Here is a 22,802-nt window from a genome sequence, read left to right as displayed (position 1 = left end):
CCAAGTGGCGTCCGAGTTCAAGACGGCCGGCCTGATCGGCTGGTGGAGGTCGGCGCCCCGCCGCCGGCCTCCGGAGGCGGGCGGATCAGCCCACGTGCAGCGGTTCGCTGTAGGAAACGCCGCTCACCACGTCGCCGCGGTACTTCACCCGGTAGTCACCGGGTTCCGAGGAGGTGGGGCCCCAAGGGCCGTAGCCGCCAACGCGCTCGCGCACGGTCGTCCACTCGTTCGTGCCATCTGCCCGGAACTGCAGGTCGAACAGGGACCAGGCCTCGATGTTCCGCCACGACCGGGTCTCCCAGTCGGCTCGCTGCACGGTGGCGCTGAAACCCTCGTCGTTCTGGGTGAACTCGGTGATCCGGGTGGCCCGCAGGACGGTCAGCGTGGTGTCGTGGGTGAAGGTGGTCTCGGCCGCGTCCTTGAAGTCGTCCTTGTCGGCGTCGACGAAAGCCGTGTAGCCGGCCGGCATGGTCTGCCCGGCCAGGACGTTGCCGGCGGCCGGGACGATGTCGAACGGGTAGTCGCCGTCGCTGTGCCAGGCCTTGGGGTGGCCGTTGAGGAAGGTGGTCACGAAGTAGCCGGGCGACTGGACGGCGGAGGGCACGCCTGCGGGCCACTCGGCCCGGTAGGTGAACTCGACGGAGGAGCCTTCGGGGCAGTTCGTGGTGGGGCTGAGGTCGAACTCGTTCTTCTCCAGTCCCACCACGACCGTGGTGGGCGCGCCGGTGATGGAGCAGGTCTCGGCGGCGTTGGCCGGAGCCGCGGCGAGGCCGGTGACGGTGGCGGCGGTGAACACGGTGGCCAGGGCTGCCGAGGTTCTGATGCTTCGCATGGTGGAAAGTTGTAGCTCGCCAGAGGCGCCTTGCGCAGGCTTTTGTCCGAAAAGAACCTATTTGCCGAGGTGGACCCGGTGATGACTTCTGGCGTCCGTACCCGTCACACCTACATCGGAAGCCAACGAGGCGGAAGGATGACGCGATGGGTGTGGACACCAGGTCGGGGGCGCTGGACATGGAGAACCTGGGCGCGATGGACGAGCCGGCCTTCTCCGGGCTGGCGCAGCGTCACCGGCGCGAACTGCACGTGCACTGCTACCGGATACTCGGGTCGTTCGAGGACGCCGAGGACACGGTGCAGGAGACGTTCTTGCGGGCCTGGCGGCGCCGGGAGACCTTCGAGGGGCGCTCGACGTTCCGGGCGTGGCTGTACCGGATCGCCACCAATGCCTGCCTGGACCTGCTGGCCCGGCGCCGTCCGGAGCCCGCCACCGGCGGCGAGGTGCTCTGGTTGCAGCCCTACCCGGACCAGCTTCTGGACGATGTGCGCGCCGAGGAGGCCGACGAACCGGAGAGCGTGGTGGTTGCGCGGGAGACGATCGAGCTGGCCTACCTGGTCGCCGTCCAGCACCTGGCCCCACGCCCGCGGGCGGTACTGATCCTGCGTGACGTGCTCGGCTGGCCCGCGAAGGAGGTTGCCGATCTGCTGGGGGACTCGGTCAACTCCGTCAACAGCGCACTGCAGCGCGCCCGTGCCGGTATGCGTGAGCACCTGCCCGCCGAGCGGCAGGACTGGGCCGGAGGTGAGCCGGATGCCGGAACGCGTGAGTTGGTGCGTCGTTTCACAGACGCCAGCGTGTCCAAGGACGTCGGTGCGATCGCGGCGATGCTGCGTGAGGACGTCCGTTTCTCCATGCCGCCCACGCCGGGTGTGTATGTGGGGCGGGACGTGGTGATCGGCAACTGGGTGGAGGAGGGGTTCGAAAGTATGGGCCGCCTGCGCACAGTGCCCACGTTCGTCAACCGTCAGCCCGCCGTCGCCGCCTACCTCTGGCAGCCCCGGCAGAACGCCTACCTGCCGCTGACCATTGACGTCCTGCGCATCTCGGGTGGTGCGATCAGCGAGATCTTCACCTTCCACAACGACCAGTTCCCCCGGCTCGGGCTGCCGGATCGCCTGCCCGCCGACGGCACGGAACAGCTCGTCCCGGGTGACGGAGGAACGAAATGATCGGCATGGTGGCCGGTTCCGCGTCGACCACCAGGGGTCTGACCGGCACCGGCCTGACGGCCACGGCCGTTGCGGTAGTGCTCAACTGTCTGGCCGCCGCGTCGGCCCGGGCCGCCGGGGTCGATTTCCGGATCCCCGACGGCGGCGAGGCCATTCCGCTGTCCGGGTTCGCCGTGGTGACCGGCTTCTTCTGCCTCGTGGGCGTCGTCCTGGCCCTGGCCTTCGGCCGTTGGAGCGCCCGCCCGGCCGAGCGATTCGGGCTCACCACGACGGCGCTGACCGCGGTCTCGCTCGTGCCGCCGTTCGTCTCCGGGGCCGATGCCGCCACCGTCGTCGCTCTGGTTGCGCTTCACCTCGTCCCCGCCGCGGTCATGATCCCGGCTCTGACCCGGCGACTCCCGGCGTTCCGCACCGATGAGGAACGCCGCGCAGCGCAGTCGGCCTAGAGTCCGGCGAAACGCTCGGGAAGGTCTCCCGCACCGCGCCGGTCGCGGGATCGGTCACCTGGTAGGGGTTCGTGCGGATACTCCGGTGGGTGGAGGGCCGAAGCGGACGATCGAGCGGCCTCCGGTGGCGTTGGCCAGGTCGGTGATGGCGGTGGCGGCGCCGTCGAGGTCGACCACGTCGCCGACCAGCTTGTCCAGGGGCAGCCGGCCGGCCAGGTAGGCCTCGGCGATGAGGGGGAAGTCGCGGGCGGGGACGGCGGATCCGTAGTTGCAGCCGACAACGGTCAGGCCGCGGGTGACCACGTCCCAGGTGTCGATGGCGGCGGTGGCGGCGATCGCGGGCATGCCGACCAGCACGGCTGTGCCGCCGGCGCCGAGGTAGCGCGGGGTCTGGGCGGCCACGGCCGGGGCACCGATGGCGTCGAAGGCGTAGGCGGCGCCGTCGGGGACGATGGCCAGGGCCTGCTCGACCTCGCTGCCGTCGGCGAGCACGGTGTGGGTGGCTCCCAGGTCGCGGGCGGCCTCGAGGCGGGCGGGCGAGCGGTCCACCGCGATGATCGGGTGGGCGCCGGCCTCGGCGGCGGTGGCGATGATGGCCTGGCCCACCCCGCCGCAGCCGCTCACCACCACGGCGTCGCCCTTGGCCACGGACACGGTCAGGCGCACGGCGCCGTAGCCGGTGGTGATCGAGCAGCCGATCAGGGCGGCGACGTCGGCGGGAACCGTGTCGGGCAGGCGCACCGCGGCAGCCTGGGGCACGACGATGTACTCGGAGAAGGCCCCGACTCCGAGGAAGGGCCAGACCTCGCCGTCGGCCGAGGAGACTGCGGTGCTGCCGTCGGGGAGCTGGTTGTCCAGGGCCGGGGAGCCGGTACACAGCCAGGGCCGGTCATGGGCGCAGGCCGGGCACGCGGTGCAGGCGACGTACCAGTTCAGGGCCACCGCGTCGCCCGGGGCCAGGTCCTCCACCCCGGGGCCCACTTGGTCGACCACACCGGCGCCCTCATGGCCAAGCACCAGACGGCGGCCCATCGGCCAGTCGCCGTTCACGGTGTGCAGGTCGGAGTGGCAGACGCCGGCCGCGGTCATCCGGACCCGGATCAACCCCGGGCCGGGCTCGGCCACCTGGGTGTCGACGACCTGGGGCGGTTCGCCGGTGCGGTCGTCGAAGACCAGGGCGCGCGATGCGATGGGCATGGTTCAGCTCTCGTCGGGGGCGGGCAGGTCGAGCACGAGGCGCCCGCAGAGGGCGCGCGAGACGCAGGGGAAGACGCAGTCCTGAGCCTCCCTCTCCTCCGGCAGGAGGATCTGGTCGCGGTGGTCGGCCTCGCCCTCCAGCAGGGGAGTTTCGCAGCTGGCGCAGGTACCTTCGCGGCACGACCACAGGATATCGGCACCGGCTTCGAGCAGTACGTCCAGCATGGGGGTGCCCGCCGGGACCTCGCGGACCGGGCCGCCGTGGCCGAACTGCACCTCGAAAGCTCCGTCCGGTGAACCAGCCTCAGCAGGGGCAGCCGTCGAGGGGTCGAACGACTCGAACCGCAGACGGCCGTCCGTGACCAGCCCGGCCAGCTCGTCCATCATCCGGCTCGGCCCGCAGGCGTACACCAGGGCGCTGTCCGGAGCCTGGGCCAGGGCCTGGGCCAGCGTGAAATCGGTGGCCTGCGAGCGATCCACGATCAGTGCCGCCTCGCCCAGCGCCGCGACCCGGTCCAGGAACGGCATGCGCTCGCGGGAGCGGCCCAGATAGACCAGCGAGAAGGGCTTTCCGGCCGCAGCCAGGTGCTCGGCCATGGTCAGGACCGGCGTGACCCCGATGCCCCCGGCCAGCAGCAGATGATGCTCGGCCTCCTCCAGGGGAAACATCGGCTTTGGCCCGGCCACCCGTACCTCGTGGCCGATCGCGAGCTGTTCGTGAACGTGCCGCGAGCCGCCGGTGCCGTCGGTGCGCAACAGCACCGCGAACGTCCAAACGCCTTCTTCGCCGGGCATTCCGCACAACGAGTACTGGCGCACGAGCCCGGGAGCCAGCTCCAGGTCTGCGTGGTCGCCGGGCTCCCAGGCCGGCAACCCCCGTCCTTCATCGGTACTGCGCACGCTCACCAGAACGACGTCTTCGGTGAGCTTCTGGTGAGCCACCACCACGGCGTCGAACCGCTCCAGGGGGCGCCGTGCGGGCGCCTCGACCGACACCAGGGTCATGCTCCGTATCCCATCCGCTGAGCGACCGCGGCCTGGAACATGGCGGTGATCTGGTCCCACGAGGGCAGCAGGGTGGTGTGGTTCGCGCCGTCCGAGGCCCGTCCGGCCTGGAGCTTGTACAGGAACGGGATGTCCTGCTCGTTGACGTGGAACAGCACGTCGCACAGGCTCTTCAGGGACTCGGCGAAGCGCGGCTCGGCGGCTCCCTGGTCGACGAACACCGCCATGTGCTCGACCGTGCGGTCGACCGCGGCCGGGGCCAGCGCAATCACCTGGAACCAGTCGGCCTCCAGGAACACCAGGGCGTTGGGGAAGACGCAGAAGATGTCCTGCGACTCGACCTTGCCGGCGGGCACGTCGCCGATGAAAGGCAGTGCGTCCTCGGACTTCTTGGCCTTGCCGACCGCGCCGCGGGGGTAACGGCCGCCCACGATGACCTGGCGGTCGATCACCACGTCGTCCACGTCCAGCGAGGCGGCGACCGGGCCGACCTGGGGGTGCACGAAGGGCAGGTGGTAGAAGTCGAGGAAGTTCTCGACCGCCAGCTTCCAGTTCACCTCGAGGTCGAAGACCCGTTCCTCGGCCAGGTGCAGCCGGCTGAAGTCGATGTGCGACCAGCGCTCGGCGAGCGGGCCGATCACGTCCTCGAACGGGGTGGGGTCGGGGCTCAGGTTCACGAAGATCATGCCTGCCCAGACGGCGCTGGGCACCGGCAGCAGGCCGAGCTTCTGCCGGGCCTCGGGGGAGGGGGCGCCGCGCCGCTCTCGGTTGAAATAGGGCGCTGCGGCGAGTGATCCGTCGAGATTGTAGGACCAGCAGTGGTAGGCGCACTGGATCCGCTGGGTCACCTCGATCGGTTCCTGGGTGACCACCATGCCGCGGTGCCGGCAGGAGTTGTGGAAGACGTTGACCGAGCCCTCGCCGTCGCGCACCATCAGCAGCGGCTTGCCGGCCACCTCGACCGGGTGCACGTCGCCCTCGTTGGCGATCCAGTGCGCGTATCCGGCCCAGACCCATTCGGCGCTGAAGATGAGCTTCTGCTCGCGGGCGAACTCGGCGGGATCGGTGTAGGCGGCGGCGGGCAGGATCGACTGGCCGTACGTCTCTTCCGAAAGCGGGCCGTCGACAATGGTGTTGCCGGTCTTGGTGGTCGAGTAGGTCGGTTCGGCGGTCATTTCGGGCACTCCTAGAACTTGAGGACGTTGGTGGGCGCGTTGGTCAGACGGCCTGGGCTTCGGTGATGGCTTGGGTGAAGGCCTCGGTGGCCCATTCCCGCAGCAGCGCCGCCTCGGCCCAGCGGTCGCTGACCTGGACGCCTTCGGCGTCGGTGATCGCATAGGGCGCAGTGCCGAGCTCGGTCAGGAACACCACGTCGCGGTTGGAACCCGAAAGTGCCCGCCGGCGCAGGATCTGCACGAAGGCGTCCTTCCACCAGCGCTGGGCCAGCTCGATCCAGGGCTGACTGGCGGGATGATGCAAAGGCAACTGGACCTGGCACCGTGAGGCCACCCGTCCTTGAGTTGATCCGGCTCTCTGCAGCAGAGCGGCGACGTGGCCCTCGATCTCGGCGGTGGGCGTCGAGGGGATCTCGGCGCCGACCACGTAGTGCGACAGGTCGATGGCCAGCTCGAGGTCTTCGGGCAGGCGCTGGGCCAGGGCGGCGGTGAATCGCAGGTCGTTGGTCATGGTGTTGCGATGCGTCTCGAGCTCCAGGCGCACCCCCTCACGGGCGGCGATACCGTGCCAGCGGGTGGCCAGAGCGGCCGCCTTGTCCAGATCGAGGGTGTAGTGCTGGGCGCACAGCACCAGGTCCTGGGCGCCGATCGTGGCGGCGTACTTCAGGGCGTCGGTGAGCACACCCTCGTCGGGGACGAAGGCCATCACCGTGGCGGTGAGACCGGTGCCCTGAGCCGCGGCGGCCAGGTCGGCGGCGGTGGGAGCCTGCGAGGCGCCGAGGTCGACCGCGAAGCCGCCGTAACCGGCCTCGACCAGCCGGGCCAGTTGCTCGTCCAGGGTCCACGGCCGCTCACTGCGCCAGGGCAGGTCCTCCATCGCCCACAGCGACTGCACGAAAGTCAGCCCGGGCTGTGGAGAAGCTTTGCCGTCGAAGCTCATGGCCACATATTTACGTTCGACTTTGCTCCGATGGCAAGCAAAAGTTGAGCCTGACGACGTTTGTAACAAACAACTATGCTGCTCGAAACATGCTGGGCGTGAGATGCACACCTATGGAGGGTTCTCGGTGACGACGGCAACGACCGACCAGGTCAAGGAGGCGGTGGCCGCAGCGCTGGCCGCCGACGGCCGGATGTCCGTGGAGGCACTGTCCCGCTCGCTGGGCCACACCAGTGTGCTCATCCGCCGGGCCATGACCGCGCTGGCCGAAGACGGCATCGCCGTGCGCGCGGTGGTCCATCCTTCCGTGCTCGGCCTGCACACCTGCGCCCATCTGCGGCTGCGGGTCGACGGCCCGCTGGAGCACGCGCTGCAGGCTCTGTGCGACCGGGAGGAAGTGCCCTTCGTCTCGCACGTGGCCGGCGGGCACACCCTGTCGGCCGAGATCCGGGTGGCCGACCGGCAGACCCTGGCCGGTGTGATGTCCGAGGTCGCGAACCTGCCCGGAGTGGTGGCGGCCGACCTCGACGAGTACCTCGACATCGTCCGCGACGCCAACCTCGACCTGCCCCGCCCCACCGTCGCCCAGCCCCTCGACGAGATCGACCGCGCCCTGGTCACCGAACTGCAGGCCGACGGGCGCCGCTCGTTCGCCGCGATGGGCGAGCAGGTCGGCCTCACCACCGCCTCCACCCGCAGCCGCGTGCTGCGCCTGATCGAGACCGGGGCCCTCAGCGTGGGAGTGCGCCGCCGCCCGGGCCCGGGCACCGTGCAGGTCGGCTACCGGCTGAGCGCCCCCACCGTTCCCGTCGACGTGCTCAAGGCGCTGCCCGGTGTCTCCTACCTGGCCACCACCCTCGGCTCGGCCGACTTCGTGGGCACCCTGACCTGCGCCTCGCTACGCGCCGCGTCCGACTCCCTGGCCCAGCTGCGGGCCCTGCCCGGCGTGCGCTCGCTGCACAGCTGGACCCACCTCGACGTCGTGAAAGAAATCTACGCACCCCCGACAGGAGCAACCCCGTGACCGAGCTGATCTGGCCCGCCCCGGCGGCGAAAGTGCCTCTGCGGGCCCGCCTCGACGTGGTCCCGGTCGAGGTCGTCGAGGCGCCCACGGTGCAGGACGCCGCCGTCTTCATGGCCGGCGCCGCCGTCACCACCGGCACCGTCGTGCTGCGCAACTGGTCCGCCCTCGCCGACGACCCGGCCGCCCCCGTCCTGCGCGACCTGCTGGCCTCGTTCGGCACCTACGTCGTGCGCTCGGCCGAGGGACTGACCTGCACCAGCCGCTCCACCTCCGGCCATCTGGAAGGCATTTCGTACGACCTTGCCGGCGCCCCGGGCCTGGCGGGCGTCGCCCTGGTGCTGGCCGCGCTGGCCGACAGCCCATCGCAGTTCACCGGCCTCGCCGAAGCGACCCGGGTCGAGCAGGTCGCAGCCAACCTGACCCGACTGGGCGCAAACTGCCACGTGCAGGCAGACGTGGTCACCATCGTCCCCAAGGAACTGCATGGCGGCCTCTGGAACTCGGCCGCAGATCCGGTGATCGCCGCCCTGGGAGCCGTGGTCGCCCTGGTGGTGCCCGACGTGCACATCACCGGTCTCAGCCCCGAGGCTCCGGCGCTGCAACCCTTTCTGAGAGTGTGGGACCGGGCCATGACGGCCGACGAGAACATCCTGCCCGGAACCAGTTCCGGCGCGGTTCCCTACTACACCTAGGTCAGCAACCGCACGACCTGCAGGGCCGCGAGCCCGATCAGGACCAGCCAGGCCAGTGCCAACAGAGCCACGCGTCCAGCCGCACGATCGGCCTGCCGCCACAGGTTCACCGTGAACCGCTGGGTGACCGACACCAGGATGAGCCCCAGCGCGCCGCCGAGCAGCACGCTCAGCACTAGTGTCACGAGCAGCAGGGCGAGAGTCGATTTGGGCAGAGGCGCCACCAAAGTGGCAGTGTGCTGATCGCTGTCGTAGAGCACCGGACTCATGTGCAGCTGGTTGTAGCCCAGTTCCGGTCGGTGTTCGCGCCCCTGGTCGTCGGTGACCACGTAGTTCTCCCAGCGGTCGCGGGGCACCTCCTCGCCCCCGCGCAGCAGCCGCGGCCGACGCCAGCCGCGGGACTCGATCTCCAGATCAACGCCGGCGATCTGTACCGGAAAACGCGACATGTCCGGCATCTTCCCGGCAGCGGGCAGAAGTCGCATCCTGGGCTCAGACCCCCAGTGTGTGCGAGCGCTTTACCAGTTCGGTCATGGCCTGCTGGAAGTCGTTGCGCTTCTGCTCGCTCCATCCGGCCGTGAGCTGGGCGAAAATCTCTTCCTGCCAATGGTGGGCCTGGTCGAGCAGGGACAGGCCGGCCGCCGTGAGTGACGCTTCGCGACGCCGGCCGTCTCCGGCCGCGGGGCTCAGCCGCAGATACCCCGCCGACTCGGCGTTCCGCACGAGCCGGGAGGCCCCGCTCTGATCGATGCCGATCTCGTACGCGACGGCGTTGACCGTGGCCGGCTGACCGCGCTCGGCCAGGGAATGGACGGCCTCGCTGACCAGTACCAGACGCCCCTGCTCGGCGACGGACTCTGCCTGCGCGGAGCGGCGCGACCAGTGCCGGACGAAGCCGAACAGGGTCTGCCCGGGGCCGGGGCCGGTCATTCGGAGGCCGCCATCTCGCGGCACACCTGGGCCAGTTCGAGAGCGGATTCGAGGTCGGGGAGGCGCAGGGCGGCCGTCACCTTGGTGCCGGAGACGCGGAACACCGTGGCCACCCTGGTCTCGGCCGTGCTCTGCGGCCAGGTGGCATCCTCCTCGACGACGATCAGCCGATCGTTCACCGGATGCCACGAGCGGGGAAGGAGCTGGATGCCGGAACGCTGCACCCACTCGGAGAACTGGGCGGGCGTGATCGAGCCGGCCCCCTTGGGCCCGAGGACCACGATCGGATCGCCCACGGCCTGCGCGGACCGCTCTGGGTCAGCGCTGTTGACGCTTGCGTGCCACTCTTCGACGGCGGCTCGGAGGTCGGTCTGCATGAACAGAACTGTATGCGATACGCATACAGTTTGTCTGGTCGGATGTCAGGCTGGATTCAGGGGCGGGAATTCCACCAATGGACGATCGTGCGGGCCGGCTGCTCCTGGTACACCGTGAGCGAGCCCTGCGACAGGTAGCCGACGTGCGGGGTGACCACGGTGCGGGGATGGTTGCGCAGGGGGTCGTCGAGAGCAGGTGGCTCGCCGGTGAGGACATCGAGCCCGGCGCCCCGTAGCCGGCCCTCGTCGAGGGCGGCCAGAAGGGCCTGCTGGTCGATGATCTCGGCGCGGGAGACGTTGATCAGGCTCGCCCCGGGCGGCATCTCCCTGAGCTGGACAGGCCCGAGTAGCGCGCGGGTTTCGTCGGACAGGGGCATGTGCACGGAGAGCACGTCGCTGGCCGAGATCAGTTCGTCGAAGCTGACGGGGAGCACGCCGTCGGGGGCCGGGACGTAGGGGTCGTAGCCGATCACGCGGCCGAACAGGGGCTGGGCGAGGCGGGCGAACTCGGCGCCGATCCGGCCCAGGCCCAGAACGCCCACGGTGCAGGAGGAAAGGCGCCGGGGCATGTGCTGGTAGGCCTCGGACCAGGCGCCGGCGGCGACCTGCTCGGTGACCCTCAGCCCACGCTCCACGGCCAGCACCAGGGCCAGGGCGTGCGCCGCGACCTCTTCGGTGGCGGCGCCGAGCAGGGGCTGGATCTGCACGCCGTGACGCTCGGCCGCCTGCAGGTCGACCATGTCGGCCCCGGCCGAGGTCAGGGCCACGAACTTCAGGTCGGGCACCTGGGCGAAGAACTCCTCGCCGAGGTGGGCGTAGCCGCCGACGGCGGCCACCGCTCGCCGGGCCGATTCCGGCACGGCCGGGTTGACGTCGAGTTCGAGAACCTCGACGTCGAAACCGGCCTGGGTGAGCAGATCGACGGCGGGGCGGGGGTCGAGGTCGGAGACGTCGGTCAGCAGGGCCAGGGGTCTCATCCCGAGACCCCGTCCAGCGCTCCCTCGGCCAGTTCACCTGCGATGTGGCTGAACACGTCGAGGCCGGCGAGCAGGTCTGCGTCGATCGTGTACTCGTGCTCGTTGTGCGAGAGGCCGTCGACCGAGGGCACGAAGACCAGCACGGTGGGCACGATGTTCTTCATGTTCGTGGCGTCGTGCCCGGCCAGGGTGACCAGGCGGTGGTGGGTGTGGCCGGTGGCCTCGGCGGCGCGCTCGGTCAGGGCGATGGCCTCACCGGCGAACGGTCCGCTCTCCCAGATCGACTTCCCGACGATCTCGACGGTGCAGCCGGTGCGCGCCTCGATCGCCTTGATCTGCTCGGTCAGCCGCTCGAACGCCACGTGCAGGACGGAGCTCTCGGGGGCCCGTAGATCGGCCAGGAGCTGGACCTCCCGGGCGATGGCGACGGGGGAGTTGGGCAGCACGTCGAGTTCGGCGACGGAGGTGTGCAGTTGCTCGACCTCGAAACCGTCGCACAGTTCCCGCACGGCCACGATGAACAGGGCGGCCGCGAGCAGGGCGTCGCGCCGGTCGGCCATCCGGGTGGAGCCGGTGTGGGCCTGTTCGCCGCTGATCAGGATCTCGTACTTGTAGGCGCACCAGGTGCCTTCGACCACGCCGATGGTCTTGCCGAGTTCTTCGAGGATCTTGCCTTGCTCGATGTGGATCTCGGCGTAGGCGGCGATCGGGAAGCGCCGGGCCTCGCCCCGCCCGCCGATCAGGTCGAGCGCCTGGGCCACTGTGACGCCGTTGCGGTCGGTGGTGGCCAGGGCCTTCTCCAAGGGCAGCACCCCGGTGAACACGGCGCTGCCCATCATGCTGGGCTTGAAGCGCGAGCCCTCCTCGTTGAACCAGTCCACCACGGCCACGTTGTAGGCCGGGGTGGTGCCGGCGGCCTGGTGGTTCTGCACCACGCGCAGGGCGGCGTGGGCGGCGCTGAGCACCCCGTAGGCGCCGTCGTACTTGCCGGCCAGGGGCTGACTGTCCAGGTGCGAGCCCATCAGCACGTAGGGCGCGTCGGGGGTGAAGGTGTAGAGGCCGAAGATGTTCCCGATCTCGTCGGTGAACACCTCGAAACCGTTGCCCTGCAGCCACTGGGTGAACCAGGCCCGGGTCTGGGCGTCCTCGGCGGTGGCGGCCTGGCGGTCGACCCCGCCGCCGGGAGTGGCGCCGAAGGTGGACATCTGGTTGAAGTCGTCCAGGAAGTTCATCGTGCTCACACCCAGTCCCGCTGCAGTTCCATGGTCGAGCAGTGCAGCCCGCCGCCGTTCTTGAGGATCTCGCGGTAGGGCACCGTGATCACCTCCACGCCGTGCTGGTCGGCCAGCATCTCGGCCGTGCGCGGCAGGTGGTCGGGCATGACCACCTTGCGCCGGTCGAGCACCAGCAGGTTGCTGGCCCATTCCTCGCGCGGGTCGACCAGAGCGAGCTCGACCCCGAGCTCCTTCAGGGCGGACATGTAGTCGTAGGGCGCCAGGCGGGGGTTCACCAGAGCCAGGTCGTCGTCGATCATAGACGAGCACATGTCCAGGTGGATCAGGTAGCCCGGCAGCGAGACCCGGTGCAGGGTGATGCCGCGGTCGGCCAGGATGTGCGCGAGCTGGCGGTAGCCCTCCACGTTGCAGCGCACCGAGGTGCCGAAGAACGCGGTGTCCGGGCGGACCTTCACGAACGTGCCGCCCTCGACCAGGCCGGAGCCGGTGATCGTGCCGAAGATCGGCATCCCGGCGGCGGCCACGGTGGCGGCGATCGAGGGTTCCTCGCCGCGCCGCACCCGGGCGGCCAGGCGGCCGATCACCGCGCCACCGGGCACGGTGATCAGCGGGTCGCGGGTGTAGATGGACTTGGTGTAGCTGCGCGGCATGTCGGGGGCGAAGTGCACCTCGACCCCCTGCCCGCGCAGCACCTGCACGAACTGCTCGTACTCGGCGGCCACCCGCTCCAGGTCGGGCAGCTCGGAGCCGGTCCAGTACCAGCGCCGGTCCGGGTCGACGAAGGCGTCCATGTCGGCGTCGTAGGCGTCGGCGCGCACGTCGGCCAGGCCGGTGCTGGGCCGGCGCATCAGCACCGAGCGCAGCTTGCCCACCTCGTCCTTCGCGCCCCAGCGCCGGCCCCAGGTGGCGGTCATCTCCCCGGCGTCCTCGAAGGCCGGGAAGGCCTCGGGGCCGAGGAGTTCGTGGAAGCGCCCGTCCGAGATCTCGGAGGTGGTGTCGGTGGTCTGAGCAGTCATGACGGTGGTTCCTTTCGGGCGTTCAGGGGCCGGGCGTTCAGAAGCCGGGCGTTCAGAAGCCGGGCGTTCAGGAGCCGGGCGTTCAGAAGCCGGCGGCGACGACGACGGTGACCGAGTCGGCCCGCAACGCCTCGTGCAGCGCCTGGCGCAGGGCTTCGGGGTTGTCGACCTTCACCGCGTGGGCGCCGAAACCGCGGGCGATGGCGGCGTGGTCGAACGCGGTGACCTCGGTGTCGACGCGCGTGGCGGCGGCCCGGTCGAAGGAGTCACGGATCTCGCCGTAGCCCCGGTTGTCCCAGATCAGCAGGGTCAGCTGGCGTTTCAGGTCGACCGCGGTGGCCAGCTCGGTGAGGGTGAACAGGCTGCCGCCGTCGCCGGCGATCGCCAGTACCGGCCGCCCGGGCTCGGCGATGGCGGCTCCGACTGCCATCGGCAGGGCCGCCCCGAGCGTGCCCAGGCCGTAGGTGGCCGTCCAGGCCGAGGGCTCGGGCGGGGAGAGGTAGTGGTGGGCGGTGTAGGCAAGCTGGGTGGAATCCAGTACCACGGCCGTGTTCTCGGGAAGGGCCTCGGACAGCGCGTCCAGCCAAGGGAAGTGCCCCTGGGACTGTTCGGTCCAAGCGACGTCCTCGCGAGCGTCCTTAGTTCGTTCTGGGCCCCTCAGCGCGGGTTCCCGCGTGATCAGAGCGGCCAGCGCGCTGAGCGCGGCATCGGCGTCGGACTGGATGGCCACCTTGGCGGGCATCGGGGCGTGGAGGTTGGCCGGGTCGATGTCCACCCGGATCAGGGCGCCGCCGATCCGGATCTCGCTGCCGGTGTAGAGCACGTCGGTCTCAGAGAACTCGGTGCCCACCGCCAGCACGACGTCGGCCTCGCGCAGCAGGTTCTGGGTGCCCTGGAACGGCAGCAGGGTGCCGACTGCCAGCGGGTGGCTGCTGGGCAGGAGTCCAGCGGCATTGCCGGTAGTGACGACCGGGGCGCCGACGAGTTCGGCCAGCTCGCGTACCGTTTCGCCCGCTGCGCGGGCTCCGCCGCCGGCGAGGATCACCGGGGTGCTCGCCTGGGTCAGCAACGCCGCTGCCGCCTCAAGGGCTTTGGAGTCGAGATTGGGGACGTCGGTGCTCTCGTCGGCGACCCGGGTGAACGGGCCGTCGATCTCGGTGGTGAGCAGATCGATGGGCACCGCGATGTGAGCCGGCCGCGGGCGGCCGGTGGTCATCGCCTTCCAGGCCTTCGCGACCAGCGCGGGCAGCTCCTCGGCGCTGTGCGCGAGCCAGGAGTGTTCGGTGACCCCGGCCACGGCCATCACCTGGTCGCGGATGTCGTGCAGCGGACCGCGTTCGCGCCCGAGCAGGTCCGAGCGCGTGGCGGCGGTGACGTACAGCAGGGGGATCGAGTCGTGCCAGGCCTGGGCGAGCGGGGTGAGGGCGTTGAGCACTCCCGGTCCGGTGACCAGGACACAGACCCCGGGCCTGCCGGTCTGGCGCGCGTACGCGTCGGCCATGAACCCGGCGCCCTGCTCGTGGCGGGCCGGCTGGGTGGAGATGCCGGCCTCGGCGAAACCGCGGTAGAACTCGATGGTGTGCACGCCCGGGATGCCGAAGACGGTGTCCACACCGTATTCGCGCAGCAGCAGGGCCAGCGCGTGGCCAGCTCGCATCAGAGGTACTCCTTAGTGCATGTGGGCGAGGAAGCGGCGGGTGCGCTCGTGCTCGGGGGAGTCGAAGAACTGCTCGGGCGGGGCCTGTTCGACGATCTGGCCGGAGTCGAACAGCGCCACCTCGGAGGCCACGCTGCGGGCGAAGCGCATCTCGTGGGTGACCACGACCATGGTCATCCCGTCGGAGGCGAGCTTCTCCATCACGTCGAGCACCTCGCGCACCAGTTCCGGGTCGAGGGCGGAGGTGGGCTCGTCGAACAGCATCAGCTGGGGCTTCATCACCAGGGCGCGGGCGATCGCCACGCGCTGCTGCTGGCCGCCGGACAGCTCGGCCGGGTAGGCGTGCGCCCGGCTGGACAGGCCGACCCGCTCGAGCATCTCCAGGGCCTGCTCGCGGGCCTCCTTCTTGGGCACCCTGAGCACGGTGGTGAGCCCGGACATCACGTTGCGGGTGGCGTCGAGGTGCGGGAAGAGGTTGAACTTCTGGAAGACCATGCCGATCGCGGTGCGCTGGCGGGCCAGCACGCGCTCGGGGGCGGGCCGCATCTGCAGTGGGCCGCCGACCACGCCGATCGGCTGGCCGTCGAGCAGGATGCTGCCGGAGTCGGCCGGCTCGAGCAGGCTGATCAGCCGCAGGATGGTCGACTTCCCGCTGCCGGAGGGGCCGAGCAGAGCCTTGACCTGACCGCGCTGGACGGTGAAGTCGACGCCCTTGAGCACCTCGACCTCGTTGTAGGACTTGTGCAGGTTCTGCACCTGCAGCAGCGGCTGGGGCTTCATGCGGGGACCTTCTCCTCGGCCGTGGGAGCGCCGGCGCGGTTCAGTGCCGGGAAGCGGCGCTTGGCGCGGGTGGACGTCCAGCGGTAGCGGCGCTCGACCCGGGTCTGCACCAGCATCAGGGCGGACACGATGACCAGGTAGTACACGGTGGCGGCGGCGTAGTACTCGGCGTAGCGGAAGGTCACGGCCACGCCCATCTGCGCGGTGGTGAGCAGTTCCTGCAGCGAGATCACGCTGGCCAGCGAGGTGTACTTGACCATGCCGATGAACTCGTTGCCGGTGGGCGGGATGGCCACCCGGATCGCCTGCGGCAGAACCACCTTGAACAGCACCTGGGCGCGGGTCATGCCCAGGGCGCGGGCGGCCAGCTCCTGGCCGTCGTCGACGCTGAGCAGGGCCGAGCGGATGATCTCGGCCATGAACGCGCCCTCGGCCAGGGCCAGGCCGACGAAGGCGGCCAGGAACGGCGTGTACCACTCCTCGCGGAAGACCGGGTTCAGCTGGGGCAGGCCGTTCCAGAGCATCAACAGCAGCAGCAGGGCCGGGATCGCCCGGAAGAACCAGATGTAGCTGGTGCACAGCGCCCGCAGCGGGGCCAGTTTCGAGGACTTGCCCAGGGCCAGACCGAAACCGATGACCACGGCGCCGATCTGGGCGGCCACGGCGAGGGTGAGCGAGAGCAGCGCGCCGCGCACGAACGCCTCGGACGTCAGCTGCTCGAAGAAGATGGTGGAGTCGAATTCCAAGGAGGGACCTCCGCCCCGTGGGCCGGCGGCCTGCGTTCAGGCCGGCCGCCGGCTGTGCGGATCAGTAGACGTCGAGGGACTCGGTGCTCAGGCCGTACTTCTCGGCGATCTTGCCCAGGGTGCCGTCCTCGTGCAGGGCCTTCAGCGCCTCACCGAGCGGGGCGGTGATCTCGGCGTCCTTGTTGGCGAACATGCCGAACTCGGTGCTGGGCGGGAAGAATCCCTCCACCAGGCGCAGCTTGCCGTTGCTCTTCTTGACGATGTCGACCGCGGCCACGTCGGTCTCGATCAGCGCGTCGGCCTTGCCGTTCATCACTGCCAGCACGGTGTCGGCGGTCTTGGGGTACTGCTGCACCGAGGTCTTGGTGGCGCCGCACTCGCCTGCGATGTCCTGCGCCATGGTGAGGTTCTCGGAGGCGTTCTGCCCGGTGATGGTCAGGCCGCAGAGGTCGGAGTTCTGGGTGGGCGCCAGGTCGGTGGACTCGCCCAGGATCAGCGCCGGGCCGGTCTGCATGTAGGAGACGCCGTCGAGCACGGCGGTGCGCTCCTCGCTCATGTACAGGCCGCCGGGGATGATGTCGCAGCGGTTCGACTGCAGGCCGGGCTGCAGACCCTCGAAGGTGGTGACCTGGGTGGCGAACTCCAGGCCCCAGTAGGAGGCCAGGGCCCGGGCGGCGTCGGCGTCGAAACCGATGATGTCGCCGGAGGTCCCGTTCTCGTAGTACTCCAGCGGCGGGTACTCCGGGTCGATGCAGACCGTCAGGGTGCCGTCCTTCACCAGCCCGGCGGGGGCAGCCGCCTGGGCCTCGACGACGGCGGCGCTGCCGGACTCCGAGGAGCCGGAGTCGGAGGAGTCCGAGCCGCAGGCGGAGACGCCGAGCAGCGTGGCAGCGGCGGCCGCGGCGATGATGCTTCGCTTCATGGAGGGTCGCTTCCTGTTACGGGACCGGGAGTTACCGAGCGGGTGCAGGGTGGGTAACTGCTGCGAACGCTAAGTGCCGTTTGTTTCCGTCAGGTTCCGAATCATTGCGATCCCACGTCCTGACCACGGATTCGGCTCCGGACGGCGGCGGCTGTGCGATCGTTTGGGCGTCCGGACGGGGGTCGGGCGAAGGATTCGGATCATTCGCGGACCGAAGAATTGGTTGCGCCGATTTTCACGGAGGCCCGGTGGGCGGTTCCCCGCAGGAAGACCTGAACGAGCGGCTGGTGGCCCTGCTGCGGCAGGACGGCCGGGCCCCGATCGTCGACCTGGCCGCGGGGCTGGGCGTGCCCCGCTCGGTGGTGCGGGGCCGGCTGCGCGAGCTGCGGGCCAGTGGTGACCTGGCGATCGTGGCGATGGCGCACCCGGCGGTGGTGGAACTGGACGTCGGCTGCCACCTTTCGATCAAGGTGGCCGGGCCCACCCGCCCGGTCGTGGAGCACCTGCTCGCCTCGGACAACGTGACGCTGGTCTCGCTGGTCAGCGGCCAGTACGACATCGTGGTGGAGCTGCGGGCCCGGGACCAGCGGGAACTGTTCGACGCGGTCGAGGAGATCCGGCTCTCCAGCGTGGTCAGCGAGGTCTGCACGCTGGTCTACGTCGACGTCCTGCGCAGTCCTTTCGCCGTGGCCACCCGGCCGGCGCGGGTGCGGCTGGACGAGATCGACCTGGCGATCGTGCGCAGGCTGCAGGAGGACGGCCGCCTGCCGTTCCGGGAACTGGCCGAGGCGGTGGGGGTTTCGGAGAGCACTGCGCGCACCCGCACGCTGGCCCTGCTGGAGCGGGAGGTGATGCGGATCTCCACGATCTCCCGGCGCAGCACCCGGACCCGGAACATGGCGATGGGCATCGGCCTGCACGTACGGGGCTATTCGGACGATCTCGTCGCCGCGGTGCTGGGGATCCCGGGCGTGGAGTTCCTGGCCACCGTGATCGGCAACTACGACATGATCGGCACGGTTTCGGGTAGTTCGTTACCCGCCCTGCAGGCCGTGATCGAGCAGGTGCGCTCCTCGCCCGACGTCACCGGCATCTGTACCTGGGTGCATCTGGACTTCGTGCGGGAGACCTACCGACTGCCCCTCGGCGCAAGCCCCCGAGCGACTTAACCAGACGCTTAAGTCACCGTTGACAGCGGTCGGCGGGCTGCGCATCCTGCCGGGAAACGACCGACTCCGAGGTGGGGCTCATGGACACCGGACAGCCTGAATCGCTCGGCTCGCCCCGGCCCGAGAGGGGTGGGCCCACGGTCGACGACGCCGTGGCCAACGCTGAGTCGGGCAGCCAGGTCGAGGGCGTGCACACCCCCTCGGGAGAAGCGGCCTCCGGTGAGTCGCGAGTGGAGCAGATGACCGAGGTACCCGGGGTCACCGAGCCCCGGGTGGACGGGGTCAAGGGCGAGGGGGAGCCGCTGCCGCCCGGGCCCTCGCCCGACGAAGTCGGATCGGGCGGAGCCCAGAGAGTGGTCGGGGCAAGAGTTTCGGACCGGAAAGCAGCCGAGTCGGACGACTAGGCCGGCCCGAGCCTCACCCGTCGCGGAGCCAGATCCTGGTGCAGGCGGGCCTGACCTGAGGTCGGGGTGGGCGACAGCCCGCGGCTGCCCGGTCGCGAGGTGTACACCTGGTACCGCGTGTACACCTCGCCGATCTGCCCTGTCCTGCCCCGCCGGTGGGTCGATGCTGCGGTGAGGGGGTGCAGTGTGCGGGTGCTCGGTGAAGGCCCGGGGTCTCAGGTGCTGCGTAGATGGCGGTCGGCGAAGTCGCCGTCCTGAGCGAACTCGACCGCCAGGGTCTGGGTGAGGCGCTCGATGGTGGCGGCCAGATTGCCCAGTTCGTCGGGCTGCCAGTCGCGGAAGGTCTGGCGCAGTGTCTCCACCCGCGCCTGACGTACCGCGGCCACGCGCCGGCGGCCGGCCTCGGTGATGGTGACGAAGACCGTGCGGTGGCTGTCCGGGTGCCGCTCCCGGCGCACCAGGCCGGCCTCGGCTAGCGGGGCGACCCGGCGGGTGGCGGTGGACGGGGTCATGTCCAGCTGCTCGGCGATCTCGCCCATCGCCAGCCCGGGCCCGTCGGCCAGGCGGGACAGGACCAGGAAGGCGGTGCGGTCGAGCATCGGCCCGCCGCCGGCCTCTCCGCGGTGGAAGCGGTGGAACTCGCCGAGGCGGATCAGCCACGCGATGGACTCCTGGATGCGGGCGAGGTCGGAGTCGACCGACGGTGACGTTGCCATGGCTCTCATGGTGCCGGATGTGCCGTTCCGGGGAACTCCAGCCAGTGCAACTAAGTCTATTGACTAGGTAGGAATTGCTGGTAGCGTCATTTTCACCCTGCAAGTGAAGGTGTGGAGGACATGACGTGACCGAGGTGCGACCGCAAGAACTGGCGCGCGTGCTGGAGGAGCTGGAGGCCGGGTCCGCCCAGCGGGAGCTCACGGGCGAACGCCCGCACGACGTCGTGGCCCGGCTGCGCGGCACCGGCTTTTTGAAGCTTCGGCTGCCGCGCGAGCACGGTGGGGCCGACGCCACCCTGCGTGAGGTGTTCAGCTCGCTCATCGACGTGGCCCGGGCCGACTCCAGCGTGGCCCAGGCACTGCGGGCCCACTTCGCCTACGTCGAAGGGCTGCGCTTCACCCCCGACAGCCCGGCCCGCACGGCAGCCCTGGAGGCGATCGCGGCCGGCAGCGTGATCGGCAACGCAATCACCGAACCCAGCGGCGCCGCCGCCGGTGACTTCGCGGGACTGGCCACCACGTTCGTCCCCACCGACGACGGCTGGGCGATCACCGGCACCAAGTTCTACTCCACCGGCACCCTGTACGCCGACCGCGTCTGGGTCTGGGGGGTCACCGACCAGGGGGTGCCGGCCAGCGCCCTGATCCCTCTCGAGCGCCCCGGCATCAAGGTGGTGGACGACTGGGACGGCTTCGGCCAGCGGGCCAGCGGCAGCGGCAGCACCCACTTCGAGGGCACCCCGGCCACCCGCGAGGAGGTCGTCGTGGCCGGCGCCGAGGCGCCCCCGCGCCTGGCGATCGGCTCGTTCCTGCAGCTCTTCCTCACCGCCGTCATCGTCGGGAACCTCGAGGCGGCCGACCATGACGCCCAGGCCCTGATCCGGGGCCGCAGCCGGGGCATCACCCACGCCACCACCGACCTGCCCCGCCACGACCCGGTCCTGCTGCAGCAGGTGGGCGACATCGCCAGCAAGGCCTACGCGGCCCGGGCCATCGTGCTCGACGCCGCGTCGCTGCTCGACGACGTGGACGCCCAGCTGCACAACCGCGAACTGGACGGCACCGCGGTCCAGGCCGCCGGCCGGCGCGTGGCCGAGGCCAAGATCTCGGTCGAGCGGCTGGCCCTGGACGCCGCGACCGCCCTGTTCGAGGTGGGCGGCGCCTCGGCCACCCGCGCCGGCGCCAACCTGGACCGGCACTGGCGCAACATCCGCACCCTCGCCTCGCACAACTCGACCCGGCTCAAGGCCCGGGTGATCGGCGACCACGTGATCAACGGCGCCGACCTGCCCGACAACACCTACTTCTGAAGGAGAACGACCATGTCCGCAAGCATTCCGGTAGAGGCGTTCGGCCCCAATGCCCAGAGCGTCGACGTGCCGGTGCTGGACTCGCACCTGCACCACATCGAGGAGGGCGAGGGCTCCCCGATCGTCTTCCTGCACGGCAGCCCGAGCAGCTCCTACCTCTACCGGCACGTGTTCCGGGCCCTGAAGGGCCAGGGCCGTCTGCTCGCGGTCGACCTGATCGGCTTCGGCGACTCCGGGCGCCCGGCGATCGACTACGAACTGGCCGACCACGAGCGCTATCTCGACGCCTGGTTCGACGCGCTCGACCTGCGCGAGGTCACCCTGGTGCTGCAGGACTACGGCGCCGCCTTCGGTGTCTCGTGGGCCGCCCGCCACCCCGACCGGGTGCGGGCCGTGCTGCTGGCCGAGCCGGTGATCCGGGACATCGAGTCCTCCGCCCTGCCCGAGGCCTTCGTCGGCGCCCAGCAGCTGATCCGCACGCCCGGCGACGGCGAGAAGTTCGTGGTCGAGGACAACGGCTTCCTGACCCAGGTGTTCCCCGGCGCCTTCCTGCAGCCCCTGGCTCCCGAGGACCTGGCCGTGTACCAGGCGCCGTTCCCGACGCCCGAGTCGCGCACCCACCTCATCCGGTTCCCCCGGAACCTGCCGATCGACGGAGTGCCCGCCACGAGCGTCCACTATCTGGCCCGTAACGAGGAGTGGCTGCGCACTTCGGCCGACGTGCCCAAGACCCTGCTCACCTACGAGCCCGGTTTCCTGCTCACGCCCACCATCGAGAGCTGGATCCGCGAGAACGTCGCGAACATCGAGATCCGTTCCGGCGGCGCCGGTGTGCACTTCGTGCAGGAGGAGCAGCCGCAGGGCATCGCCGACGCCGTGGTGGAGCTGCTGAAGCGGAGCCAGCGATGACCGACCAGGCCGAGGTCCGGGCCCTGCTGGAACGGATCGCCGAGGGCGCGGCCGAGCGAGAGGGCAACGGCACGGCGCCGTTCGAGCAGATCGCCTGGATCAAACAGGCCCGGCTGGGCGCCTACCGGGTACCGGTCGCCGAGGGCGGATCCGGCGCCGGGGTGCGCGAACTGTTCGACCTGGTGGTCCGGCTCAGCCACGCCGACTCCAACATCGGCCACCTGCTGCGGGCCCACTTCGGCACCGTGGAGGACATCCTGACCTGGCCGGCCTCGCCCCGCCGCGAGCGCTGGCTGGCCCGGGTGGCGGCCGGGGAGCTCTTCGGCAACGGCAACAACGAGCTGGGCGCGAAACACGCCGGTGACTACAACAAGTCGACCACGTTCACCCGGGACGGCGACCACTTCGTGGTCAACGGCACCAAGTACTACTCGACCGGTACGCTCTACGCCGACCATACCTTCGTCACCGGGGTGACGCCGGAAGGGCTTCCGGTGCAGGCGCTGCTGACGCTGGGGACCGAGGGCATCACGGTTGAGGACGACTGGGACGGCTTCGGTCAGTCGCTCACCGCGACGGGGACGACCCGTTTCGAGAACGCCCGGGTCTCCGCCGACGAAGTGACGCTTCCGCCGGAGGATCTCAGCTCGATCCCGCGCTGGCACCTCGGCCCGTTCTACCAGCACTACCTGAACGCCGTGGTGGCCGGGAACGTCCGGTCGGTGCTGGACGACGCGGTCGCCCTGATCCGTTCGCGGCGGCGTAGTTTCACCCACGGTTCGGCCGACCTGCCCAAGGACGACCCGGTGCTGCAGGAGGTGGTGGGGGAGATCTCGGCCCTGGCCTCGGCCGCCACCGCGGTGGTCCTGGAGACCGCCGGCGTCCTGGCCCGGGTCGCGCAGAGCCCGGGTGACGACGTGGTGCACGAGGCTGCCTTGCGCGCCTCTCAGGCCCAGGTGGTGCTCCACGACCTCGGTCTCCGAGCGGCGACGGCGCTTTTCGACGTCGGTGGGGCCTCGGCGGTCAAGCGCTCGGCCAACCTGGACCGGCACTGGCGCAACATCCGCACGGTGGTCTCGCACAACCCGGTGCGGTTCAAGAACCGCGCCATCGGCGATCTGCTGGTCAACGGCCAGACCCTGCCCGACAACACCTATTTCTGAACGGA

General features: G+C 70.3%; 25 protein-coding genes. 9 read left to right on the top strand and 16 right to left on the bottom strand.

Annotated features, from left to right (window positions below; translation table 11 throughout):
- Positions 1–85: 85 nt before the first annotated feature.
- Positions 86–832 carry a hypothetical protein gene (locus QSK18_RS19095; protein ID WP_232809651.1) on the bottom strand — a complete coding sequence of 249 codons (747 nt, stop codon included), beginning with the start codon at positions 830–832 and terminating at the stop codon, positions 86–88.
- A 146-nt stretch (positions 833–978) separates the two neighbouring features.
- Between QSK18_RS19095 and QSK18_RS19090 the strand changes: the two genes are divergently transcribed.
- Both QSK18_RS19090 and QSK18_RS19085 read left to right on the top strand, forming a co-directional pair.
- On the top strand, positions 979–2,007 hold the full coding sequence (locus QSK18_RS19090) for an RNA polymerase subunit sigma-70 (RefSeq protein WP_232809652.1): 1,029 nt from the start codon (positions 979–981) through the stop codon (positions 2,005–2,007).
- Entirely contained in the window at positions 2,004–2,453 is a 450-nt protein-coding gene (locus tag QSK18_RS19085) for a DUF6069 family protein (RefSeq protein WP_232809653.1), read from the top strand. Before QSK18_RS19090 ends, QSK18_RS19085 begins: the two co-directional genes overlap by 4 nt.
- Before the next feature lie 54 nt (positions 2,454–2,507).
- Here QSK18_RS19085 and QSK18_RS19080 read toward each other — a convergent pair whose 3' ends face one another.
- From QSK18_RS19080 to QSK18_RS19065, 4 genes are read right to left on the bottom strand one after another with little or no spacing between them, the layout of a single operon-like run.
- Positions 2,508–3,650, bottom strand: coding sequence for an alcohol dehydrogenase catalytic domain-containing protein (locus tag QSK18_RS19080; RefSeq protein ID WP_285621203.1), 1,143 nt, complete (start codon positions 3,648–3,650; stop codon positions 2,508–2,510).
- A 3-nt stretch (positions 3,651–3,653) separates the two neighbouring features.
- Positions 3,654–4,655 (bottom strand): PDR/VanB family oxidoreductase, encoded by a 1,002-nt coding sequence (locus tag QSK18_RS19075; protein ID WP_285621200.1) that lies wholly within the window; start codon positions 4,653–4,655, stop codon positions 3,654–3,656.
- The gene (locus QSK18_RS19070) at positions 4,652–5,830 is read right to left on the bottom strand and encodes an aromatic ring-hydroxylating oxygenase subunit alpha (protein WP_285621197.1); all 1,179 of its coding nucleotides are present in this window, start codon (positions 5,828–5,830) and stop codon (positions 4,652–4,654) included. The genes QSK18_RS19075 and QSK18_RS19070 overlap by 4 nt, the downstream gene beginning before the upstream one ends.
- A 43-nt stretch (positions 5,831–5,873) precedes the next feature.
- Positions 5,874–6,770 carry an IolE/MocC family protein gene (locus QSK18_RS19065; protein ID WP_285621195.1) on the bottom strand — a complete coding sequence of 299 codons (897 nt, stop codon included), beginning with the start codon at positions 6,768–6,770 and terminating at the stop codon, positions 5,874–5,876.
- 127 nt (positions 6,771–6,897) lie between these two features.
- Here QSK18_RS19065 and QSK18_RS19060 point away from each other — a divergent pair, with 127 nt between their 5' ends.
- Complete coding sequence (locus QSK18_RS19060) at positions 6,898–7,794, top strand: Lrp/AsnC family transcriptional regulator (RefSeq protein ID WP_232809658.1); 897 nt, start codon at positions 6,898–6,900, stop codon at positions 7,792–7,794.
- A complete protein-coding gene (locus QSK18_RS19055; protein WP_232809659.1) occupies positions 7,791–8,486 on the top strand; it encodes a carboxyvinyltransferase in 696 nt (231 codons plus the stop codon). The genes QSK18_RS19060 and QSK18_RS19055 overlap by 4 nt, the downstream gene beginning before the upstream one ends.
- Here the strand turns inward: QSK18_RS19055 and QSK18_RS19050 are convergent.
- The 10 genes from QSK18_RS19050 to QSK18_RS19005 all read right to left on the bottom strand — a co-directional run bounded on the left by QSK18_RS19050 (position 8,483) and on the right by QSK18_RS19005 (position 17,126).
- On the bottom strand, positions 8,483–8,935 hold the full coding sequence (locus QSK18_RS19050) for a hypothetical protein (RefSeq protein ID WP_232809660.1): 453 nt from the start codon (positions 8,933–8,935) through the stop codon (positions 8,483–8,485). The two genes, QSK18_RS19055 and QSK18_RS19050, sit on opposite strands and share 4 nt — an antisense overlap.
- Positions 8,936–8,978: 43 nt before the next feature.
- Entirely contained in the window at positions 8,979–9,416 is a 438-nt protein-coding gene (locus QSK18_RS19045) for a MarR family winged helix-turn-helix transcriptional regulator (RefSeq protein WP_232809661.1), read from the bottom strand.
- A complete protein-coding gene (locus QSK18_RS19040; protein ID WP_285621191.1) occupies positions 9,413–9,793 on the bottom strand; it encodes a hypothetical protein in 381 nt (126 codons plus the stop codon). Before QSK18_RS19040 ends, QSK18_RS19045 begins: the two co-directional genes overlap by 4 nt.
- A gap of 56 nt (positions 9,794–9,849) precedes the next feature.
- Positions 9,850–10,770 (bottom strand): NAD(P)-dependent oxidoreductase, encoded by a 921-nt coding sequence (locus QSK18_RS19035; RefSeq protein ID WP_285621189.1) that lies wholly within the window; start codon positions 10,768–10,770, stop codon positions 9,850–9,852.
- On the bottom strand, positions 10,767–12,002 hold the full coding sequence (locus QSK18_RS19030; RefSeq protein ID WP_232809870.1) for a M20 family metallo-hydrolase: 1,236 nt from the start codon (positions 12,000–12,002) through the stop codon (positions 10,767–10,769). The genes QSK18_RS19035 and QSK18_RS19030 overlap by 4 nt, the downstream gene beginning before the upstream one ends.
- A gap of 5 nt (positions 12,003–12,007) precedes the next feature.
- Positions 12,008–13,021, bottom strand: coding sequence for a dimethylarginine dimethylaminohydrolase family protein (locus tag QSK18_RS19025; protein ID WP_232809664.1), 1,014 nt, complete (start codon positions 13,019–13,021; stop codon positions 12,008–12,010).
- Positions 13,022–13,103: 82 nt separating this feature from the next.
- Positions 13,104–14,678 (bottom strand): 5-guanidino-2-oxopentanoate decarboxylase, encoded by a 1,575-nt coding sequence (locus QSK18_RS19020; protein ID WP_232809665.1) that lies wholly within the window; start codon positions 14,676–14,678, stop codon positions 13,104–13,106.
- Positions 14,679–14,690: 12 nt separating this feature from the next.
- Positions 14,691–15,458, bottom strand: a complete 768-nt coding sequence (locus QSK18_RS19015) for an amino acid ABC transporter ATP-binding protein (protein WP_269809760.1) — start codon at positions 15,456–15,458, stop codon at positions 14,691–14,693.
- Positions 15,455–16,204, bottom strand: coding sequence for an amino acid ABC transporter permease (locus QSK18_RS19010; RefSeq protein WP_232809666.1), 750 nt, complete (start codon positions 16,202–16,204; stop codon positions 15,455–15,457). Before QSK18_RS19010 ends, QSK18_RS19015 begins: the two co-directional genes overlap by 4 nt.
- A gap of 61 nt (positions 16,205–16,265) precedes the next feature.
- Positions 16,266–17,126: a transporter substrate-binding domain-containing protein gene (locus QSK18_RS19005; RefSeq protein WP_285621181.1), complete on the bottom strand. Its 861-nt coding sequence runs from the start codon at positions 17,124–17,126 to the stop codon at positions 16,266–16,268.
- Between the two features lie 248 nt (positions 17,127–17,374).
- Here QSK18_RS19005 and QSK18_RS19000 point away from each other — a divergent pair, with 248 nt between their 5' ends.
- Together QSK18_RS19000 and QSK18_RS18995 are read left to right on the top strand one after the other, a co-directional pair.
- On the top strand, positions 17,375–18,295 hold the full coding sequence (locus QSK18_RS19000) for an Lrp/AsnC family transcriptional regulator (protein ID WP_232809668.1): 921 nt from the start codon (positions 17,375–17,377) through the stop codon (positions 18,293–18,295).
- 80 nt (positions 18,296–18,375) lie between these two features.
- A complete protein-coding gene (locus tag QSK18_RS18995) occupies positions 18,376–18,699 on the top strand; it encodes a hypothetical protein (RefSeq protein WP_232809669.1) in 324 nt (107 codons plus the stop codon).
- Positions 18,700–18,914: 215 nt separating this feature from the next.
- On the opposite strand, the gene QSK18_RS18990 is transcribed toward QSK18_RS18995, so the two are convergent.
- Complete coding sequence (locus QSK18_RS18990) at positions 18,915–19,415, bottom strand: MarR family winged helix-turn-helix transcriptional regulator (RefSeq protein ID WP_232809670.1); 501 nt, start codon at positions 19,413–19,415, stop codon at positions 18,915–18,917.
- A gap of 125 nt (positions 19,416–19,540) precedes the next feature.
- Between QSK18_RS18990 and QSK18_RS18985 the strand changes: the two genes are divergently transcribed.
- From QSK18_RS18985 to QSK18_RS18975, 3 genes are read left to right on the top strand one after another with little or no spacing between them, the layout of a single operon-like run.
- Complete coding sequence (locus QSK18_RS18985) at positions 19,541–20,725, top strand: acyl-CoA dehydrogenase family protein (RefSeq protein WP_232809671.1); 1,185 nt, start codon at positions 19,541–19,543, stop codon at positions 20,723–20,725.
- Between the two features lie 12 nt (positions 20,726–20,737).
- On the top strand, positions 20,738–21,634 hold the full coding sequence (locus tag QSK18_RS18980; RefSeq protein WP_232809672.1) for a haloalkane dehalogenase: 897 nt from the start codon (positions 20,738–20,740) through the stop codon (positions 21,632–21,634).
- Positions 21,631–22,797 carry an acyl-CoA dehydrogenase family protein gene (locus QSK18_RS18975; RefSeq protein ID WP_232809673.1) on the top strand — a complete coding sequence of 389 codons (1,167 nt, stop codon included), beginning with the start codon at positions 21,631–21,633 and terminating at the stop codon, positions 22,795–22,797. Before QSK18_RS18980 ends, QSK18_RS18975 begins: the two co-directional genes overlap by 4 nt.
- The last annotated feature ends 5 nt before the right edge of the window (positions 22,798–22,802 follow it).

It is taken from the genome of Kineosporia sp. NBRC 101677 (genome assembly GCF_030269265.1).
Classification (GTDB): Bacteria; Actinomycetota; Actinomycetes; order Actinomycetales; family Kineosporiaceae; genus Kineosporia; species Kineosporia rhizophila.
Note: the sequence above shows the minus strand (reverse complement) of the source record. Positions and strands in the feature narration are given on the sequence as shown.

Bases quoted from the DNA above. Each gene is read 5' to 3' on its own strand.
- QSK18_RS19095 (WP_232809651.1), bottom strand. From the start codon at position 832: ATGCGAAGCATCAGAACCTCGGCAGCCCTGGCCACCGTGTTCACCGCC.
- QSK18_RS19090 (WP_232809652.1), top strand. From the start codon at position 979: ATGGGTGTGGACACCAGGTCGGGGGCGCTGGACATGGAGAACCTGGGC.
- QSK18_RS19085 (WP_232809653.1), top strand. From the start codon at position 2,004: ATGATCGGCATGGTGGCCGGTTCCGCGTCGACCACCAGGGGTCTGACC.
- QSK18_RS19080 (WP_285621203.1), bottom strand. From the start codon at position 3,650: ATGCCCATCGCATCGCGCGCCCTGGTCTTCGACGACCGCACCGGCGAA.
- QSK18_RS19075 (WP_285621200.1), bottom strand. From the start codon at position 4,655: ATGACCCTGGTGTCGGTCGAGGCGCCCGCACGGCGCCCCCTGGAGCGG.
- QSK18_RS19070 (WP_285621197.1), bottom strand. From the start codon at position 5,830: ATGACCGCCGAACCGACCTACTCGACCACCAAGACCGGCAACACCATT.
- QSK18_RS19065 (WP_285621195.1), bottom strand. From the start codon at position 6,770: ATGAGCTTCGACGGCAAAGCTTCTCCACAGCCCGGGCTGACTTTCGTG.
- QSK18_RS19050 (WP_232809660.1), bottom strand. From the start codon at position 8,935: ATGTCGCGTTTTCCGGTACAGATCGCCGGCGTTGATCTGGAGATCGAG.
- QSK18_RS19045 (WP_232809661.1), bottom strand. From the start codon at position 9,416: ATGACCGGCCCCGGCCCCGGGCAGACCCTGTTCGGCTTCGTCCGGCAC.
- QSK18_RS19040 (WP_285621191.1), bottom strand. From the start codon at position 9,793: ATGCAGACCGACCTCCGAGCCGCCGTCGAAGAGTGGCACGCAAGCGTC.
- QSK18_RS19035 (WP_285621189.1), bottom strand. From the start codon at position 10,770: ATGAGACCCCTGGCCCTGCTGACCGACGTCTCCGACCTCGACCCCCGC.
- QSK18_RS19030 (WP_232809870.1), bottom strand. From the start codon at position 12,002: ATGAACTTCCTGGACGACTTCAACCAGATGTCCACCTTCGGCGCCACT.
- QSK18_RS19025 (WP_232809664.1), bottom strand. From the start codon at position 13,021: ATGACTGCTCAGACCACCGACACCACCTCCGAGATCTCGGACGGGCGC.
- QSK18_RS19020 (WP_232809665.1), bottom strand. From the start codon at position 14,678: ATGCGAGCTGGCCACGCGCTGGCCCTGCTGCTGCGCGAATACGGTGTG.
- QSK18_RS19015 (WP_269809760.1), bottom strand. From the start codon at position 15,458: ATGAAGCCCCAGCCGCTGCTGCAGGTGCAGAACCTGCACAAGTCCTAC.
- QSK18_RS19005 (WP_285621181.1), bottom strand. From the start codon at position 17,126: ATGAAGCGAAGCATCATCGCCGCGGCCGCCGCTGCCACGCTGCTCGGC.
- QSK18_RS18995 (WP_232809669.1), top strand. From the start codon at position 18,376: ATGGACACCGGACAGCCTGAATCGCTCGGCTCGCCCCGGCCCGAGAGG.
- QSK18_RS18990 (WP_232809670.1), bottom strand. From the start codon at position 19,415: ATGGCAACGTCACCGTCGGTCGACTCCGACCTCGCCCGCATCCAGGAG.
- QSK18_RS18980 (WP_232809672.1), top strand. From the start codon at position 20,738: ATGTCCGCAAGCATTCCGGTAGAGGCGTTCGGCCCCAATGCCCAGAGC.
- QSK18_RS18975 (WP_232809673.1), top strand. From the start codon at position 21,631: ATGACCGACCAGGCCGAGGTCCGGGCCCTGCTGGAACGGATCGCCGAG.